The following is an 18265-nucleotide window of genomic DNA, read 5'->3' as shown; positions in this document are numbered from 1 at the left end:
CTATATCACGCACTTGTTACTTAATTTAAGTAATATGGTGGGTATATTTGTACACGCCGGATTTGTGTCTGTCAGTTGCAGGTAGAAGAAAAAATGGTGAAATTCAATTTGTTTGCTGGTATTTCACTAGATATAGTGGCAGTTACCAGAAAATGGCGCTCAGATTATTCAATATATTTTCAAAAACTGGATAGGATGAAGTTGCCTGTGCACTATATTTCAGCATTGATAGTCTCTTTGTGTGAAAATAAGCTGACCACAGTATGTTTTGGTACATCAATAAGGTTTTAAATGGAAAAGAGCAAAGTACAAAATCTACCACTTGCAAAAAAATTACTGCTGCTGAACGTGGTTGGTATAGCAACAACTTTGCTGGTATGCCTTGCGTTGTTTTCAATTTCTTATACTTATATTGCAGTGCAGCGTTTAAAAAGTGAGGCCATGGTCAATGCCAATATTCTGGCTGCTAATATTGCACCGATATTGGTCTTTAACGATCAGAAAGCCGCTAGAATTTTAGCCCACTCTTTTGTTGGCATGCCTGATCTTGTGTATCTAGGTATTGTGAATGCACAAAACCAGATCTTTACTGATTGGAGGTCTTTGCATCGAAAGTATCAGCTCTCTTCTGTGATTCATATTTCGAATCATCCACAGACTGACATGTATCTTGATCATATTACTGTGTGGGCGCCGGTATTGCTGGATGGCGAATTACTTGGTACGGTGCAATTACAAATTGGTTTTGACTCTGTTTACAGATCAACAATGCAATTCTTTTTGCTTGGCTTGGCGTTAATGGCTATTGCGATTATAATTGCTTCATTAATTTTGAACCGCTTACAGGTAAGGGCATTGGCCCCTATTTTTGAGTTGTCGTCGATTGCTGAAAATGTAGCATTACTACGTGATTATAGCCTGCGTTCTAGTTATATCAGCAATAATGAGCTGGGCAGATTGTCTTTTCATTTTAACCAAATGTTGGCAAAAATAGAAAAATGGGAAAATGATATTAAAGAAGAGTTGAATCAAAGTAAGGAATCGGAGCGTTATTTAGATCTGTTGGCAAATTATGATAATTTAACCCAGCTGGCAAATCGTCATTATTTTCATCAGGCCCTGGCTGCAACTATAGGGCGAACCATTTTGGAAAAACAATTTTCTGCATTGATATTCATTGATTTAGATAACTTTAAATATGTAAATGACCATTATGGGCATGAAGCGGGGGATTTAGTTTTGACTATTATTGCTCAGCGCTTAAAAGCTATTTTGCGTAGTACAGATATCCCCTGTCGTCTGGGGGGAGATGAGTTTGCCGCAATTTTGCCGCAGATTGCCGATGTAGAAGTTGCCAAAATGTTAGCAGGCAGATTGGTAGCAGGAGTGAAACAAGAGATTATTGTTCATGGTAAGGTCATGCCTGTGGGGGCAAGTATTGGAATTGCATGTTGTCCTTTGCATGCGGAAGATCCTAAAACATTGCTGCATTATGCGGATTTAGCGATGTATCAGGCTAAAAAGGCCGGCAAAAATACTTTTTGTGTTTATTCTGAAAAAAAATGAAATATCTATTCCTGTTTTTCTTTTTATCAAGCACGGCATGGGCGGAGTCTGATTCTGCAATTCTTAGCCTTGAGGATTTACTGGATTCACCATTAATTAATCCGCCAAATAATGTAGATGTGTCTACTGCATCTAAGTTTTCCCAGACAATTAAAAATGCGCCATCTGCCGTTCGTGTAATGAGCCGTGATGATATTCAGCTATTTGGTTATCGTACCTTGGGTGAAATATTGCGCAGTATGCCGGGCTTATTTACCAGCTATGATGGACAAAATACATTTTTAGGTGCTCGTGGCATCGCTATTCCGGGGGATTTTAATACCCGTGTGCTAATTTTAATTGATGGCATTCGTTTAAATAACAATGTATTTGATAGTGCCCTGGTAGGAAATGAGTTTCCTCTGGATGTGGATTTAATTGATAGAGTTGAATATGTACCTGGACCGGGATCGGCTATATATGGCAATAATGCTTTTTTAGGGGTGGTTAATGTATTAACGCGAGGTGCCGCGAGTTTACGCGGGGCTGAAGCCTCTCTTGAATATGGTAGTTTTAATACCAGTAAATTACGCGCCAGCATGGCAAGCCGTTTAGATAATGGAATGGAGTATTTGGTTTCGGCGACTCAGTTTCGCAGGGGTGGGCCTGATCACCCTGTTTATATGGACTATGCTATTGCTGCTCCGGAATTTAAGGGAAACCCTGCTACAGATAGCGATTTAAGCCGTTATCTTTTTGCTAAACTCTCTATGGGGGGGCTGCAGATGACAGGGGCATTTGCAAGTAGAGAAAAAGCAAATCCGGTTTTAATTGGTTCAGTTAATTCTGATGAAAGTGTTGCGGTGATGATAAAAAATGGGAAAACACTGAATGACAGCCTGCATTCTTTTATCGGCTTAACCTATGATTTTGAAGCATTTAGTGATTGGAATATGCAGGCGCGTCTGAATTATCATGAGGAAGAATATAAAGGCCATTTTCCTGAATATTTTTTCTCCGAAGATTTAAACACTGAAAAAATGATTGTATTTAAAGAAAATTATAAAGGCCGTTGGTGGGATGGCGAATTACACGCACTGTATAATCAGCTGCCTGAACATAAAATTCTGCTGGGTGTAGAAGGCAGAGTGAATGCAGAGCAATTCTGGCACAGTTATGCAGAAGGATTTAATACTGAAAAGCCGATGCAGCAGTCTAGCAGCTATTATGCATTTTTTGCCCAGGATGAATATAAGTTTGCAGATCATTTCACTTTAATTGCCGGTGCCAGGTACGATTATACCGAGTATGGTAATCACTTTAACCCCAGGCTGGGCTTGCTATGGGACCCGTTGGATAAAACATATATAAAATTGTTGTATGGTTCTGCATTTAGAAATCCTAATTTTTTTGAGCAGTCTCAAAATAAAGCGAGCAATTTTCGTGACGCAGGTGCAGAAAAAATAACAACGCTTGAATTGGTGGCAGAGCATTATTTAACACCTGCTGCCAAGTTAAATGGCTCTGTGTATCATTATAAAATGAATAATTTAATCGGGCAGTCATATATAGGGAATAATCTAATTTATACTAACTTACAGAAAATAAGGAGTACTGGTTTTGAAACCGAGTTTGAACAGTGGTTTGATTCTGGCATTCAGGCAAAATTAGCTTATTCATTACAAAAGACTACTATTGGTAATGGTACGGAGCTTTTTAATTCGCCACGCCATATGCTGAATTTTAAATTTTTGTTGCCATTTGCAGATTCTCGCTGGAAATTAGCAACCGAGCTGCGTTATCTCAGTAGCGTGGATATTTTTTATGGAATGTTGCCGAAGCAATGGCTGGCAGATATGGTGTTAAATGGTGATATAAATAAAAATTGTTCTTTATCACTTTCTATTCATAATCTTGCGGATACATCTTCTTTTGAAGCAACAAGGTATTTGAATTTTGATCGTTATTCAATAAAACAAGATGGCCGCGATATTCGGCTTAAAATAAATTTTAGGTATTAGCAATGGTTAAGCTGATATTTTTTTTGCTTTCTTTTATTTTTCCTTCCCATGTGTTTGCCGCTACAGATGAGGTGGAATTAAAAGCAAATTTTATTTTTCGCTTTGCCCAGTTTACAACCTGGCCACCGCCGCCAAATAAAGAAACCTTGCTCTGTGTTTTAGGTTCAAGAGGTATTTATGATGAACTGGATAAATTTAAAGATCGGAAAATTAATGGAAACTCGGTTAGGGTTCTTAATATTTCATCCATTAAATCAGTAGCAGATTGTCATGTACTCTTTGTTGGCGCACAGGAGCGGATTAATTTATCAATGGTGCTGGCTTTGCCTATTTTAGTGATTGGTGAAAGTGCTGAAGCATTTGACAAAAAAGTGATTATTGTACTGGTCACCGAACCTAATCGAATTAGCTTTAAAATCAACCGCTCACAGGCCAGTAATGTGGGCCTGGTGATGAGTGCTCAATTATTGAAACTGGCAAAAGAAGTACGGTGATCAAGCAGGAAAAGTCTTTATTATTAAAGCGCCACAAAAAAAGCACCGCATGACAGGCTGGCTGAATCGTATTAATGCATCAGCCGGCCTGTATTATTAATGCTTGGTCAAATCCTCGAATACCTTGGTCAGGCGCTTTACCGATACCGGATAAGGCGTTTTTAGCTCCTGGGCAAATAGCCCAACACGCAGCTCTTCAATCATCCAGCGAAATGGAGCCAGCGGCGTGGTGTCTCTGCCGTCTTTTTCCCATTTCAGCATCTCTGCTTCCCAGCGCTTATACAACTCGTTGATTTCTGCACCGCGCTGGCCGTCTCTTTGTGGATTGGCAACGCGTTTTTCGGCGCGAATGCGCATGGCTTTTACGTAGATGGGCAGGCGTGGCAATTGCTCCCACGGGGTATTATGTAAAAAGCCTTTGAATACCAGTTGGCCAAGCAGCTCTGTCATTGCATTGGCAAAGGGCGATGGTTTGGCGATCAGTTTATTTAGCGCTACGTATTCCTGGGCGAGCTCGGCCAGGATACGCATTACGGCATCGCGCACTGAGGGCAGGCGAACTTTGGCGCGGGATTTCTGGCCATCGAACTCTTTAGGCTTACGCGGCGCATCATCTTCGCCAATAAAGGCGCGATCGCAAATGCAGGCCACGATGTCATCCATCAGCTCGTCGCCATTGCATATACCGCGCAGCTGTAAAGCCAGCGGGTTAAAGGTGGGCAGTGATTTAGGCAGCTGTTTGACATGGTCTTTTAGCTCGAATTTCAGCAGGCAAATCACCCCGTCCCGATGCGCTCTGGCTGCAGCGTATTCGGTATCAAACAGGCGAATCGCAACCGCGTCTTCTTCAGGCACGAGGCCAGGGAAGCCAGTAATCGAGCGGCCCTGGCGTTTAAAGTTGATCTTGGCTGGCAGATCGCCGAAATCCCATTTCATAATGCCGGTTTTTTCGATGCTGACGCTGTCATCTGCAGCATCGCGGAAAGTTATTTGGGCCGCTTCACCCAGCTGGGCACGCAGCGCAATCAGGTCGCGGCCTTGCGCCAGCTCTTGGCCTGCGTCGTCCACAATTTTAAAGTTCATTTGCAGATGGGGTGGCAGATCCCTGGGGTTAAAAGCGTCGCTTGGTACAATCAGCCCCGCGCCACGGCCCACGGCTTGTGCCAGTTGCGGTAGTAGTGGTTCGGTTCTGGAGGCATTATCCAGCTCAACTAGCATCTTGGTGGCAAATTCCGGTACCGGCACGCAGATACGGCGGATTGCTTTGGGCAAAGACTTAATCAGCAGGGTAATTTTTTCACGGATCATGCCCGGCACCAGCCAGTCAAAAATAGCGTGATTCACACGATTTAAAAGATGCAGCGGCAGGGTGATGGTTACGCCATCGAGCGGGTGGGCTGGCTCAAAACGGTAAGAGAGCGGCAGCTTGGCATCGTTCAGGCGGAAAAATTCCGGGAATTGCTCTTCCGTCACCGCAGCTGCGCCGTGCTGCATTAAATCATCGCGGGCGAGGAACAGGTGCCGGGCGTTGTCTCGTTCTATCAGCTTACGCCATGCTTCAAAGCCTGCGCCATTCACAATATCGGCTGGAATTTTGGCGTCAAAAAACGCAAACAGCGCGTCATCATCCACCAGCACATCCTGACGACGGGCTTTATGTTCTAAATCCTGCACATCCAGAATCAGCGCCTTATTATGTTCAAAAAATTTGGCGCGGCTATTGTAATTAAAGTTGACCAAGGCTTCGCGAATAAAAATCTCGCGCGAGGCCACCGGATCAATCTTGCCAAAATGCACGCGGCGCTTGGGCACAATCGGCAGGCCGTACAGGGTAACGCGCTCGCTGGCATTCACTTGCGCCGAGGTTTTTTCCCAGTGTGGATCAAAATAATGGCGGTTCACCAAGTGGGCGGCGATGCGCTCCACCCATTCAGGCTCGATGGCAGCCACGCAGCGGCCGTAGATCTTGGTGGTTTCAACCACTTCAGCGGCGATAATCCACTTTGGCCGTGCTTTTTTCAGGCCAGAGCCGGGGAAAATATTAAATTTAATCCCGCGTGCGCCAAGGTATTCGTCGTTTTCTGGTTGTTTAAAGCCGATATTGCCAAGTAATCCCGTCATTAGCGCTTTTAAAATCTGCTCTGGCGTGCCCGGCGCAGTTTTCAAGTCATTGACTTGTAAATCGAGATCCTGACAGATTTCACTCAGCTGTCGATGCAAATCACGCCATTCACGTAAGCGCAGATAAGATAAGAAGTGCTCATGGCAGAGGTTAATCAGCTGACGATTGCTGGTTTTATTCTCCAGCGCTTCGCTAAAGAATTCCCACATGCGCAGGAAAGATAAAAAGTCGGATTTGTCATCCACAAACTTGGCTTGGGCACGGGCAGCGGCTTCTTTGGCGTCGAAAGGGCGCTCGCGCGGATCTTGCGCGGATAGAGCCGAGGCAATAATCAGAATCTCGGCTAAGCAATGCTCATCACGCCCGGCCAGCAACATGCGGCCTATGCGCGGGTCGACCGGCAGGCGGGCGAGTTGTTTACCAATGGGCGTGAGCTGATCTGCCACATCGACTGCACCCAGCTCACGCAGCTGCTGATAGCCGTCGCTGATTAAACGGCTGGATGGCGCTTCTAAGAAAGGGAAGTTGTCGATATGCCCCAGCTTGAGTGCTGCCATACGCAAGATCACCGCTGCTAAAGACGAGCGAACGATTTCCGGATCGGTAAACTCGGAGCGGTTATTAAAGTCAGCTTCATCATAAAGCCGCACGCAAATACCGGAAGCCACCCGGCCGCAACGGCCAGAGCGCTGGCGGGCCGATGCCTGGGAGATTTTCTCTACCAGTAATTGTTCGACTTTTGCGCGCGGCGAATAGCGTTTAATCCGTGCCTGGCCAGAATCCACCACATAGCGGATACCCGGCACGGTGAGCGAGGTTTCGGCCACGTTGGTGGCCAGTACAATACGGCGGCCACTGCTGGAGCTTCTAAAAATCCGCTGCTGATCTTCGTTCGACAAGCGTGCAAACAGCGGCAGAATTTCGGCGTCGCGCAGCTTGGCTTTGCGCAGCTCTTCTGCGGTTTCACGAATCTCGCGCTCACCAGGCAAAAACACCAGCACATCGCCACTGCCATCGTGTCGCCACAGATTTTCAATGGCCTGGACAATGGCTTCTTCCATTTCCAGCTCCTGATCGTCTTCATCTACGGCGTGCAGTGGCTGATAGCGCACTTCCACGGGGAAGGTGCGGCCAGAGACTTCCATGACAGGTGCACCGGCAAAATGCTGACTAAAGCGATCGGCATCGATGGTGGCGGAGGTAACGATGACTTTTAACTCGGGGCGCTTAGGCAGCAGCTGCTTGATATAGCCGAGTAAGAAATCAATATTCAGACTGCGCTCGTGCGCCTCGTCGATAATAATCGTGTCGTATTTCAGAAGGTAAGGGTCAGACAGCGTTTCAGCTAGCAAAATCCCGTCGGTCATCAGCTTGATATAGCTGGCGTCAGTGGTTTTATCGGTAAAGCGCACCTTAAAACCAACAGCGTTTTCGGATTTTAATTCTTGCCCGATACGTGTTGCGACCGATCTGGCGGCAAGGCGGCGCGGCTGGGTGTGGCCAATCAGGCCATGCACACCACGGCCCAATTCCAGACAAATTTTCGGTAGCTGCGTGGTTTTTCCCGAGCCGGTTTCACCGCAAACAATCACCACCTGATGCTTGGCAATCGCCTCGCTTAGCTCGTCTTTACGCTGATTTACTGGCAGATTTTCATCGAATTCCGGGCGGGGCAGGCGGCTTCTGCGCAGCTCGCTTTTGGCCAGTGATTTGGCAATGCCCGCTTCCAGCTCACGTAATTCTTTATCGCAAGGCTGCTGTTTGGCTTGCCGCTGATTCAGGCGATGCAGTAGGCGCTCCAGATTGCCTCTGTCGGCCAATTGTGTGTCGGCAATTTGCTGCAGATAGTTTTGCTCTGAGCTTGGAATGGGACTAGACACCGTGGGGTTCATCGCTGGGGGTAAGCTTGTACAGATAGGAAGGCGGTGATTTTACCATGCGGGCCCCATGATGCTAAGACGATAAATCAGGTAATGGATGATTAAAGCACCGGCTTGATATGAGCACCAATAGCTAAGGACACGCTTTCGGGATTCTTTCTTGGTATGTATTGCTGTTTTGTGAAAATAAGGCAGGGGCCGGTTGTTAAAGTGCGGGGGCGATCAGTGGGGCATGAGTGCGCTCCGTTGCTTATTTACTGCAAAGCACAGGGTGTGTTTCTTAAAAAGGCCTGTCTGTTTATTTTTGCTGGAGTTGTTTTAGTTGAATTTATCAAGCGCTTGGCCGAATCAGAGCCTGCCAGCGTATATGTTCTAGCATCGGCAAAGATGCAATTACTGTCATTTTCAGAGTAATTGCATCTTTGCCGAGGGATTAAAGCTGTGATGTAAGGGCAGGTAGATTAACCGCAAGCGCCTACATAGCCGCAGGATACGCAGCGGCTGCATCCGTCTATTTTCTGTAAGGCATAAGCGCCGCATTCTGGACATTTTTTACCGGTGGCGATATAGCTGATCGGGCTGTTATCTGCGCTGTGGCTCAAATCATCCATAGCATGATCCTGATACTTCTGTTTAAAGCGCCCGGCCAGTACCGGTGTGGGCACCTGATTGCCGGATGCATCCAAAAAGCCGCGTTTCATGAGTGTGCGCTGTAATGAGTAGGCGATGGCAGCCACTTCGGAGTCATGAAATAGCGGTGCCTGGCTGCCGTCATCTTTGGTGATCATGCCGCAGCGCACCGGGCCTTTATCCCAGACTACCTCGCGTAAATCAGCCAGAGCCTTGGCGATAGAGCCGCCGGAGCGGGCCGCCATGGATAACAGCCGCATGCTGGCGGTGATCCACTGCTGATCTTCGCTCTTTTGACCTGCTGGCATAAAGAATTCAAAGGGGCGCTCGATGGTGACTAACTCGCCGCCGACCATGCCGCTGATATGAATAAAGCTGACGGTGAGGTAAACAATTTTTTTGCCTTCGTAAGTCATGTACTGCACTTTGGAAGTAACCGATTCCAAGTCTCCGAGCGGGCGGCGGTCAAATTGCTTACGTAGTAAATCATCATCAGGCACAACGGTTTCAACAACCGCCGGCGCTTCGCTGGCCACCGACAACACACTGCCTAAAATGCTGTTCGGGCGGTAGGTTGCCAGGCCTTTTAGCCCTGCGCGCCATGCATCCATATATAAATTCTGGAAGTCGCTGTAAGGATAATCGGCAGGCACATTGACGGTTTTAGAAATGGCTGAATCTACAAAGGGCTGCACGACTTCCAGCATCTTCATGTGATCGCTGGCTGACATATTCAGGGCAGTGACAAAGGGCTCAGGCAATTTGCTGTCATCCGATACATCGTGCCCCATATGGCGATACAGGCGCCAGGCGTGATCGGCTACTTCATAAGTTTGCGTGGTGCCGTCCTGCATGCGTTTTTTGCGGTTATAAACCCAGGAGAAAGCTGGCTCGATTCCGTTGGAGGCATTGTCGGCAAAGGCCAGTGTAATGGTACCGGTGGGGGCAATCGATAGCAGATGAGAGTTGCGCAAACCATGCTTGGCAATTGCCGCACGAATTGCTTTTGGCAGGCGTTTGGCGAAGTTGCCTGCCAGATATTTATCACTGTCAAACAGGGTGAATGTGCCTTTTTCTTTGGCTAAATCCACTGATGCCAGGTAAGACGCATCGCGCATGACTTCAGAGATTTTTTTTGCCAGAGCGCGGCCCGCATCAGAATCGTAACGCAGACCCATCATCACCAGTGTGCTGCCCAGGCCTAAATAGCCCAGGCCAATCCGGCGCTTGGACATGGCCTCGGCTTTTTGCTGTGGCAGTGGCCAGGCGGTGGCTTCCAGTACGTTATCCAGCATGCGGATGGCGATGCTGACCACCTCCTGAAAGCCTTCAAAATCAAAATTCACATCGCAGGAAAACGGTGATTTTACAAAGCGGGTAAGGTTGATCGAGCCTAAGCAGCAGCAGCCGTAATCGGGCAAAGGTTGCTCGGCGCAAGGGTTGGTCGCTTCGATGGTTTCGCAGTAATACAGATTATTATCTGCATTCATGCGGGACAAAAACAGGATGCCCGGCTCGGCGTGATCGTAAGTGGATTTCATCACTTCTTCCCACAACTCACGGGCACGGATGGTCTGGTGTACCCACAGCCCGTCTTCGCGCTGATAAGCTCCTGCGGTAACTTTCTCTTCGCAAGGCTCGGCTTTGTGTACCAGGCAGAAGTCTTTATCGTTATTGACCGCTTCCATAAATTCGTCGGTGACACCGATCGAGATATTAAAATTGGTCAGTCCGCCCTGATCTTTAGAGCGGATAAATTCCAGAATATCCGGGTGGTCTCCGCGCAATACGCCCATCTGCGCGCCACGCCGTGCACCGGCAGATTCTACTGTCGAGCATGATGCATTAAACACCTGCATGAATGAAACCGGGCCGGACGCGCGTGAGCGTGTGCCGCGCACCAGCGAATCTTTGGGACGGATGGTCGAGAAGTCGTAGCCTACGCCGCCGCCACGGCGCATGGTTTCTGCTGCATCAGAGAGTGCGGTATAAATGCTTGGCTTACCGTCGGTGCTGCCGGAAACCGAATCGCCCACGGGCTGCACAAAGCAGTTAATCAGCGTGGCACGTAAATCCATTCCGGCTGCGGAGTTGATGCGGCCAGCCGGTACAAAACCATTTTGCTGTGCCCACAAAAATTTCTCTTGAAAGTAAGCTTTAAAATCGGGCTGCTCTACACTGGCCAAAGCGCTGGCGACGCGCGCCTGCACATCGGCAATGGAGGCTTCTTCGCCCTTGGCATACTTTTCCAGTAATACATCCAGAGAAATTTCTTGCGGAGCCATATGGGTATTTCCTAAATAATTGATCGTGTTCGGTATCGTGTGGCTGATGCATAAAGTGCACGGTGGGGTATTTTTAATTAATATCTGCTTCTGCTGGTCGAGGACGCTGGCCCTTTATTGGAGTCGCGCGCGCGAGAGGGCGAGATTTTAAGCGAAATGCGCTTATGCTGTGTGGAATTTAAAACATCTGGTAATAGTTTTGCTTTACCTTTGCATTACGCCGATAAAAAAACAGGAAGCTCGTTGCTTCCTGTTTTTTTATCGCCAGTGCCCTGGCCGCTTGCTTTATAAACTATGCCGAGCCCCGGGATTGCCGCCAGCGCAGCCATAAATCAGGCCTTGGCCGTCGCCAGAGTATTTTGTTTATTTCAGTTTTATATTCCAGTTTTTTTCCACGCACTTTACATAATTTCCTTCGATCAGTGCGTTATATGGTGTTTGGTAATCGACCAGCTGGCACTGATTATCCTGCCCCGCATTCCAGGTTTTTTCCCAGAAAATAGGGTAGGCGGCGGAGCTGCCTTTTTCGAAGCGCTGCATACTGGTGCAGATCATTGATTCTTGCTTGATATCCCAGCCTAAATCACGCGCAAACTCGGTGTAGTAGTCGATGCGGTTTTTAGCTGCGGGTTTGAGGGTGGCATCCTGGCATTCGGCGTTAATAATTTGAATGGTGGTTGGGAAATCATTGCCAAGGCCTCGTGCCTTATCCTGATCATTTGGCACCCAGCTGCCATCAATCACGTGCAGCATTGATGGTTTTGGGGGCTGTGGATACACAAAGAAGAATGTGGCGGAAGCCATATTTAACCAGCTTTCAGCAACCTGATCAGGGTCATTTAAAAGCTTGGTTTGATCTCCACTAAACATCACTTGCGAGAACGGGCCGTAATTGTAGTTGTAAGAAAGCTGCTTGGCGCCACGGCCAAAGTATTTTTTAAAGCTGCCGTCAGCGTTTTTGCCGCAGGTCCATACGCCGTTAAAGACCGGATCGGTGCATTCGGTGTTGTAGCCGCAGCCTGTGCCGGTTTCGGTGCAGCCCATTTCGCGGACATGCACCAGCGCCTGACGCCATTCATCAATGCCATACTGGGTGACGCTGTGGCCACCGGTTTCCTGGGCAAAGTGCGCAAACATCGTTGCCAGCGAGCGGCGGCAGATCTGGTCTGCATTGCGGCCATCGCTGTAGTCATCACAAATTCCCGGGAATTTGGCGATGGCTTGCAAGAAGCGCTGATAGGTGTAGCTTGGGTGACGCACCGAGAAATAGTATTGAAACTTTTGCTCGGGCACGAGCGCCTCAACCCGCTTTACATTTAGCGGGTTATCGCTTTTGCCGGGAGCAACGGCATCCACAATGGCATTGCTGGCTGTGCGTACCGATGCTTTTACTTTACGGAAAAAATCGTTATTGGTTAGCTCGGTTTCACGTGCCAGAGCCTGGCCGAGGGTTGGGGCGCTATCTGTAGGAGGCGGCGTTGTGCCGCCTGTGCTTGTGCCGCTGCAGGCATCGTTATCGGCCCAGGTTGCACTTTTGCCTGGTTCTTCGGCGGCATTTGCCCACCATTTGGCGGTGTAGTTACGGTTTGCATAGCTCACTACACTGCCACCGGCATAGCTGCTGCTCGATACCCATGCGGCTTTGCAGGCAATTGCTCCTGGAACTGGTGCGGCAGTAGGAGCAGGCGTTGAGGGGGCTGTTGGTGCGGGGGGTGGGGCGGGTGTTGGCACTTGAGTTGGAACGGGGCTTGGTGCGGCAGTAGGCACAGGCGTTGCGTCACTCACTAATTCCCAGGGGCCCCATTGCTCTGCCCCTGGCACATTGCCCTGAGTCCACCATTTTGCTCTCCAGCTCTGGCCTTTGTAGCTTGTGGTTACGCCTGCTGCATAGGAGTTGCTGGCACTCCAGTCTGCGGCCATCAGGGAAGCACTCATCAACATCGCGGCCAGCAAAGCCGTGATTCGGTTTTTTACTTTCATCTCTCTTGCTCCATCCAGAAATAAAGTCTGTTGGCTGATATCAAGGCATCAGCGCAGATCAGGTTTAGAAATGCAGGCTTTAGCCTGTCTGTTTTTGTATGAAGTGGTATCTTCATTTGTGATTGTAAGGTTTTTGGATAGTAGCATTTGTAGTTGCGGTGTCAATGACAACGGATCGATATCTGATTATTAATTCAGGCTTTGTTTCATTTTGATGGCAGGGCGCAATTTTACGCAATATTCTGCTGATTTTAATGAGTATTTTGTTTTTATAAAAAGGGTATTTAGCTGGGAAATATTACAAATATAAGCTTTGAGCTGGATGGCGATAATGATTTAAACAGGTAATTGCCCCCGGTTAAGGCAATAAATATGCTCATAATTGGTATTGCTAATTACTGTTTTCTGGTTGTTGCTTAATTGGTTTGGGCAGGCGTTGCTTAGGAGGGGAATCCGGTATACTTACCCCTGTTGATTTTTTTGCTGACGAGATGTTCATGCGTGTTTTTTTTCTGGTTTTATTCTTTGCCGCATTATTGCCTTTTTGTGTTTATGCCGAAGATGCTCCTCTGCCCTTTGATGTGCCATCTGCTGCACCTGTGATTCAACGTGCCCCCGCTGCGAACAAGGCTGTGCCATCTACAACAAAGCCTGCAGTAAAGGCGCATCGTAATCAGCGCTCTGCACGCACATCTGCTGGTAAAAAAACATCTGCCAGCGTGAGCAAAAAGCGTAATTCGACAACTGTTGCAGCTAAGAGTAAAGGAGTGCGCCCGCGTGAGGCGGTGAATAAAAAAAGGGGCGCACAGCAACGTAGGAAAGCCTCTTCGGCTAAACCCAAGGTGGCTAAACCCGGCAAGCCGCCTGCCCATAAGCAACAAGTTACACGCAAAAAACATTGAAATGATGTCATTTGGGCGCTGCCGTTCATAAATTGAAAGAGGGTATTTGACTACACCTTTGCTTTCGGGTCGATTCAGTAAATTATAAGTAAAGTGCTATGATTTAGCTTTGATGAGTTCTTCTTCAACTGATTTGCTCTGTCCTATGGTTGATGCCCCGTATGCTCCGCTGCCGCTTACTTTTTGCCCTGTTATTTTGCCCCCTTTCTTTGCTGCAAGCAGCCGAATTAAAAGTGCTGGTTTTAGATGGCGATGCCATGCCCTGGGCCGAGGTGAGGAATAATCAGCTGGTTGCCGGTTTGTATTTTGATCTTGGGCAGGCACTGGCTGCACAAATGGGGCGCAAAGCCCGCTTTGTGCTTTTACCTCGTAAGCGTCTGGTGCACTCTATAGAAAGTGGTGGCTCCGATGTCTTGTGCAATTATCTGCCTGCCTGGCTGCCAGGCAAATTTGATTGGAGCACGCCGTTTATTCCGAATGCAGAGTTATTGATTAGTGACCAGAGAGCCAGCAAGCCAGCTTCGCTGGATGGTTTTGCCAATGTTCGTATTGGTACGGTTTTAGGTTATGTTTATGCCGAGCTTGACCGGGTATTGGGAGAACGCTTTTTGCGTGATGATGCGCCAAGTATGCGCAATAATTTGCGCAAAATGATGGTTGGGCGGGTGCAGCATATGGTGACTAATCAGTTTGAGCTGGAGTATTTGCAAAGGCAGGGGCTGTTTAAAATGCCTTTACATCCCTTTACGATACTGCGAAGCTTTAAAGGGCAGTGTGCGGTTTCGCGTTCGGGGCAGGTGAGGGTTGCTGAAGTGGATCGGGCAATTGCCGCGTTGCAGGCTCAGTATACTTTGCGAAAAATACTGGAGCGCTATCGCTAGTCCGCCGATAGTTGATTTTTTGGCGGAGTCGCTGCCGTTTATTTTTAATGCGGCCCGGGTTGTCAGGCTGCAAAAAACAGAGAGGGCGCGGATTTCTTAAAGAAATACCGCGTCCTGTTGTTGATTGATACGTCTTATGCAGAAATCTTGGCCAGCTCTTCAAAGTAGGTCGGAAAGGTTTTTGCCGTGCATTGCGGATCGTTAATCTGTACTGCCACTCCTTTAATGGCAACCAGCGAGAAGCACATTGCCATGCGGTGATCATCGTAAGTATCAATCGCGGCATCTGCAATCAGTGATTCAGGTGGCGTGACGGTAATAAAGTCTTTCCCCTCAATCACACTTGCACCCACTTTACGCAGTTCGGTAGCCATGGCGCTAAGGCGGTCGGTTTCTTTCACGCGCCAGCTGGCGATATTTCTGAGTGTGGTCGGGCCTTTGGCAAAGAGTGCCACCACCGCGAGAGTCATGGCGGCATCGGGGATATGGTTCATGTCAGCATCAATGCCTGTCAGCTGGCCGTTCTTGGGCGGTGCTGCTTCAATAAAATGGCTGCCCCAGGTGATTTCTGCGCCCATTAAAGCCAGTGCTTCGGCAAAGCGTTTATCGCCCTGAATACTGTCGCTGCCCATGCCGGTCACACGTACTTTGCCTCCGCCTATTGCGCCTGCCGCTAAAAAGTAAGATGCAGATGAAGCATCGCCTTCTACTTCAATGGTTCCGGGGCTTTGGTAAGCTTGGCCTTTTGCAATGCTAAAGCTGCCCCAGCCTTTTTGCTCAACCTGCACGCCAAATTTCGCCATCAGCTTGAGGGTGATGTCGATATACGGCTTGGATATTAACTCGCCGATCACTTCGATGGTGACCGCCTGACCGGTAAGGGGCAGAGCCATTAAGAGCGCGGTCAAAAACTGGCTGGATACATTCCCTTTTACTTTGATGACCTGCCCGTTGAATGTGGCAGGTTGAATGGCCAGCGGCGGGTAGCCTTCTGTGCCGGTGCATGTAATATCTGCACCGGCTTCACGCAGAGCATTGACCAGATCACCAATTGGGCGCTCGTGCATGCGGGCCACGCCGCTCAGGGTGTAGTGCCCCTGGCAAAGTGCCAGCGCAGCAGTCAGCGGGCGAAACGCTGTGCCTGCATTGCCCAAGAATAATTCTGCGGTTTTAACCGGAAAAGCCCCTGCCGCGCCATGCACAATAAAATCACGGCTCTCCCCGGTTTGCTCCCACTTAATTTCTAGTGCTTTTAGGGCTTCCAGCATGTAGTGAATATCATCTGCGGCCAGCAGGCCTTTTACGGTTGTAGTGCCTTTTGCCAATGCGGCCAGCAGCAAAGTGCGGTTTGAAATGCTTTTGGAGCCGGGCAGCGCAACAGTGCCGTTGACGCGGGCGATAGGGGCAAGGGTGATGTGTTCCATAAGGCGTTCCGTGTTAAAGGTTTTTGGCAGGCCGGGGAAGGGACGTTTCAGTTTGTTTTTTTGTTTGAAAAATATCCAAGTCAGTAGGTCCATAATGAACCGTGCTGCCCAGCAGAAAGGCTGTGGCATACCATGGTGGCCGGTGCAAAAAATGGTCATTAAAATCATTTCCTGCCGCTGGTTGCCTATCAGTTTAGGAATGCTTTCAAGCTTAAAACGCTCTAGTTGTACTTATGCCCATGCCCTTTTCCATGCCCATGGTGTTTATTGTGATCTCGGTCGTTGTTACGATTTTCTTGATAACGAGGGACTACTTCCGAGTTGTACCAGCTTTCTTGGACAAAATAGACGGGGCGACTGCAGGCGTTATATCGGCTGCAGTGTTTGGACCAGTTTTTGGCATGGCCCGGTGGCACGATCAGATACACTGGAGGTTGGGTAACAGCAGGCCGTTGAATGATTTTTGGCTGGCGATAAATAAGCCGTGGCGGTTGAAAGTCGCCAATATTGAAGCTGCCATAAAAACCGGGCTGCCCAAATTGCACCGATATACCTACATCGGCCGCATGGGTGGCTGATGAGATCAGAAAGGCAAATAGCAGACTCGCTTTGCTGAAATGTTTTTTCATGATAATCCCTCTTCAGGCAAGGCCTTATATCTATGACTAAAGCATCGAAAAATTAAGCCAGTAGTTGATCCAAGGCGATCAGGACCTTATCAGGCTTAAGCAGGTTAAGGCAGTCCATGTGTTTGAGCGGGCAGAGGCGTTCAAAGCAAGGGCTGCATTCTAAGTCAAGAGTGACCACTTTGGCCCTGGCTGACAAGGGCGGGGTAAATTCGGGCGAGCTGGAGCCATAAATTGCCACCAGAGGGCGCTCCAGCGCAGCGGCTACATGCATCAGACCGGAGTCATTACTGACCACCGCCCGGGCGAGTGACATCATGTCAATAGCTTCAGCCAGCGAGGTTTTGCCACAGTAATCAATTGTGCCAGGTGCACCAGCCAGAATCTCGTCAGCTATTTCACGATCTTTATTCGAACCAAAAATGCATACCTGAAAGCTACGTTCCTGCATGCTCTGGGCAAGGGCTGCCATATGGCGGCCCGGCCAGCGCTTGGCGGGGCCGTATTCTGCCCCGGGGCAAAGTGCGATCATTGGTTTACTGGTATCAAAGCCTAATTTTGTGGCACTGGCTGCCCGGTCCTGATCGTTTACCACTAAATGTGGGAAGGGGACGGGACGCACGATGGCCTGATTGGCGTCTTCGGCCAGTGCAGCAAAGCGCTCGACCATTTGCGGTAAGGCCAGCGGATCAAGTATCCGGGTGTCATTTAAAAGTCCGTAGCGTGATTCGCCCACCCAGCCAGTGCGGGTTTTAATGCCACTAAAAAATGGCAGGAGTGCAGACTTAAGCGAGTTGGGTAGTACGATCACCTGATCATAGCCACGCTTTTTCATTTGCCGTGCTAATGTCCAGCGCGTGCCCAGCTTCAGCTCGCCATGGCCAAAAGGCGTATCAAAGGATTCGCTCACTTCGGGCATGCGGGCGTGGAGCGGGCGGGTCCAGGCGGGGGCGAGTACATCTAGAATCAGGCCGGGGTGGCGCTGATGCAGACGCCGGTAAAGAGGCTGAGCCATAATGGCGTCGCCAACCCATGCCGGGGCGATAATCAGAATTTTTTTCATAAGCTCAGAGGATCAACTGAGCAGGTGATGATTTCAGTGTTTGCGAGACCATACCTGCACAGCATCAATGACACGTTTTTATTTGCCAATAGTTGCAGCGGGTGAGACGGCGGGAATGCAATCAGCCCCAAGGGAGATGACTCACTATCTATTAGTGCCCTCTGGCTACTTCACCGGCCTTTAGGCGGTAGTGCGTGCCGCAGTAAGGGCAAAGTGCTTCGCCATTTTTGGCAACAGGCAGAAATACACGCGGGTGTGAATTCCAGCTTGGCATATTGGGCATCGGGCAATGCAGCGGTAAATCGCTTGCCAGCACTTCGATTTCACGCTGGGTATTTTCTTTGAGTTCCATGGGTTTTCTCTTTCATGCGTGGTGATTCAGTCACCATAGATCAAGGGAGTGGATGTGCTC

Annotated in this window: 12 protein-coding genes; 5 read left to right on the top strand and 7 right to left on the bottom strand. The window is 48.8% G+C overall.

The window, feature by feature from the left end; all coding sequences use genetic code 11:
* Positions 1-291: 291 nt before the first annotated feature.
* Genes EJO50_RS09345 through EJO50_RS09335 form a run of 3 tightly spaced genes read left to right on the top strand, consistent with a single transcriptional unit; the run spans position 292 to position 4060 of the window.
* On the top strand, positions 292-1566 hold the full coding sequence (locus EJO50_RS09345; RefSeq protein ID WP_125973588.1) for a sensor domain-containing diguanylate cyclase: 1275 nt from the start codon (positions 292-294) through the stop codon (positions 1564-1566).
* Entirely contained in the window at positions 1563-3566 is a 2004-nt protein-coding gene (locus EJO50_RS09340) for a TonB-dependent receptor plug domain-containing protein (protein ID WP_125973586.1), read from the top strand. The genes EJO50_RS09345 and EJO50_RS09340 overlap by 4 nt, the downstream gene beginning before the upstream one ends.
* A 2-nt stretch (positions 3567-3568) precedes the next feature.
* Positions 3569-4060, top strand: a complete 492-nt coding sequence (locus EJO50_RS09335) for a YfiR family protein (protein ID WP_125973584.1) — start codon at positions 3569-3571, stop codon at positions 4058-4060.
* Positions 4061-4156: 96 nt separating this feature from the next.
* On the opposite strand, the gene hrpA is transcribed toward EJO50_RS09335, so the two are convergent.
* From hrpA to EJO50_RS09320, 3 genes are all read right to left on the bottom strand, one after another.
* Positions 4157-8062 carry an ATP-dependent RNA helicase HrpA gene (gene hrpA, locus EJO50_RS09330; RefSeq protein ID WP_233702027.1) on the bottom strand — a complete coding sequence of 1302 codons (3906 nt, stop codon included), beginning with the start codon at positions 8060-8062 and terminating at the stop codon, positions 4157-4159.
* A gap of 461 nt (positions 8063-8523) precedes the next feature.
* Entirely contained in the window at positions 8524-10977 is a 2454-nt protein-coding gene (locus EJO50_RS09325) for an adenosylcobalamin-dependent ribonucleoside-diphosphate reductase (RefSeq protein WP_125973580.1), read from the bottom strand.
* A gap of 363 nt (positions 10978-11340) precedes the next feature.
* Positions 11341-12957 (bottom strand): glycoside hydrolase family 19 protein, encoded by a 1617-nt coding sequence (locus tag EJO50_RS09320; protein ID WP_125973577.1) that lies wholly within the window; start codon positions 12955-12957, stop codon positions 11341-11343.
* A gap of 497 nt (positions 12958-13454) precedes the next feature.
* Between EJO50_RS09320 and EJO50_RS09315 the strand changes: the two genes are divergently transcribed.
* A complete protein-coding gene (locus EJO50_RS09315) occupies positions 13455-13859 on the top strand; it encodes a hypothetical protein (protein ID WP_125973575.1) in 405 nt (134 codons plus the stop codon).
* 161 nt (positions 13860-14020) lie between these two features.
* Complete coding sequence (locus tag EJO50_RS09310) at positions 14021-14740, top strand: substrate-binding periplasmic protein (protein WP_164521469.1); 720 nt, start codon at positions 14021-14023, stop codon at positions 14738-14740.
* 134 nt (positions 14741-14874) lie between these two features.
* On the opposite strand, the gene aroA is transcribed toward EJO50_RS09310, so the two are convergent.
* From aroA to EJO50_RS09290, 4 genes are all read right to left on the bottom strand, one after another.
* Entirely contained in the window at positions 14875-16164 is a 1290-nt protein-coding gene (gene aroA / locus EJO50_RS09305; protein ID WP_125973571.1) for a 3-phosphoshikimate 1-carboxyvinyltransferase, read from the bottom strand.
* A 221-nt stretch (positions 16165-16385) separates the two neighbouring features.
* Positions 16386-16793 carry a hypothetical protein gene (locus EJO50_RS09300; RefSeq protein WP_125973569.1) on the bottom strand — a complete coding sequence of 136 codons (408 nt, stop codon included), beginning with the start codon at positions 16791-16793 and terminating at the stop codon, positions 16386-16388.
* A gap of 52 nt (positions 16794-16845) precedes the next feature.
* Entirely contained in the window at positions 16846-17853 is a 1008-nt protein-coding gene (gene waaF, locus EJO50_RS09295; protein WP_125973567.1) for a lipopolysaccharide heptosyltransferase II, read from the bottom strand.
* Positions 17854-18004: 151 nt separating this feature from the next.
* Positions 18005-18205 carry a zinc-finger domain-containing protein gene (locus tag EJO50_RS09290; protein WP_125973565.1) on the bottom strand — a complete coding sequence of 67 codons (201 nt, stop codon included), beginning with the start codon at positions 18203-18205 and terminating at the stop codon, positions 18005-18007.
* Positions 18206-18265 lie beyond the last annotated feature (60 nt).

Source organism: Iodobacter ciconiae (assembly GCF_003952345.1).
Lineage (GTDB): Bacteria > Pseudomonadota > Gammaproteobacteria > Burkholderiales > Chitinibacteraceae > Iodobacter > Iodobacter ciconiae.
Note: the sequence above shows the minus strand (reverse complement) of the source record. Positions and strands in the feature narration are given on the sequence as shown.

Coding starts and splice junctions, on each gene's coding strand:
- EJO50_RS09335 (WP_125973584.1), top strand. CDS start 3,569: ATGGTTAAGCTGATATTTTTTTTGCTTTCTTTTATTTTTCCTTCCCAT.
- EJO50_RS09340 (WP_125973586.1), top strand. CDS start 1,563: ATGAAATATCTATTCCTGTTTTTCTTTTTATCAAGCACGGCATGGGCG.
- EJO50_RS09310 (WP_164521469.1), top strand. CDS start 14,021: ATGCTCCGCTGCCGCTTACTTTTTGCCCTGTTATTTTGCCCCCTTTCT.
- EJO50_RS09300 (WP_125973569.1), bottom strand. CDS start 16,793: ATGAAAAAACATTTCAGCAAAGCGAGTCTGCTATTTGCCTTTCTGATC.
- waaF (WP_125973567.1), bottom strand. CDS start 17,853: ATGAAAAAAATTCTGATTATCGCCCCGGCATGGGTTGGCGACGCCATT.
- aroA (WP_125973571.1), bottom strand. CDS start 16,164: ATGGAACACATCACCCTTGCCCCTATCGCCCGCGTCAACGGCACTGTT.
- EJO50_RS09325 (WP_125973580.1), bottom strand. CDS start 10,977: ATGGCTCCGCAAGAAATTTCTCTGGATGTATTACTGGAAAAGTATGCC.
- EJO50_RS09315 (WP_125973575.1), top strand. CDS start 13,455: ATGCGTGTTTTTTTTCTGGTTTTATTCTTTGCCGCATTATTGCCTTTT.
- EJO50_RS09290 (WP_125973565.1), bottom strand. CDS start 18,205: ATGGAACTCAAAGAAAATACCCAGCGTGAAATCGAAGTGCTGGCAAGC.
- EJO50_RS09345 (WP_125973588.1), top strand. CDS start 292: ATGGAAAAGAGCAAAGTACAAAATCTACCACTTGCAAAAAAATTACTG.
- EJO50_RS09320 (WP_125973577.1), bottom strand. CDS start 12,957: ATGAAAGTAAAAAACCGAATCACGGCTTTGCTGGCCGCGATGTTGATG.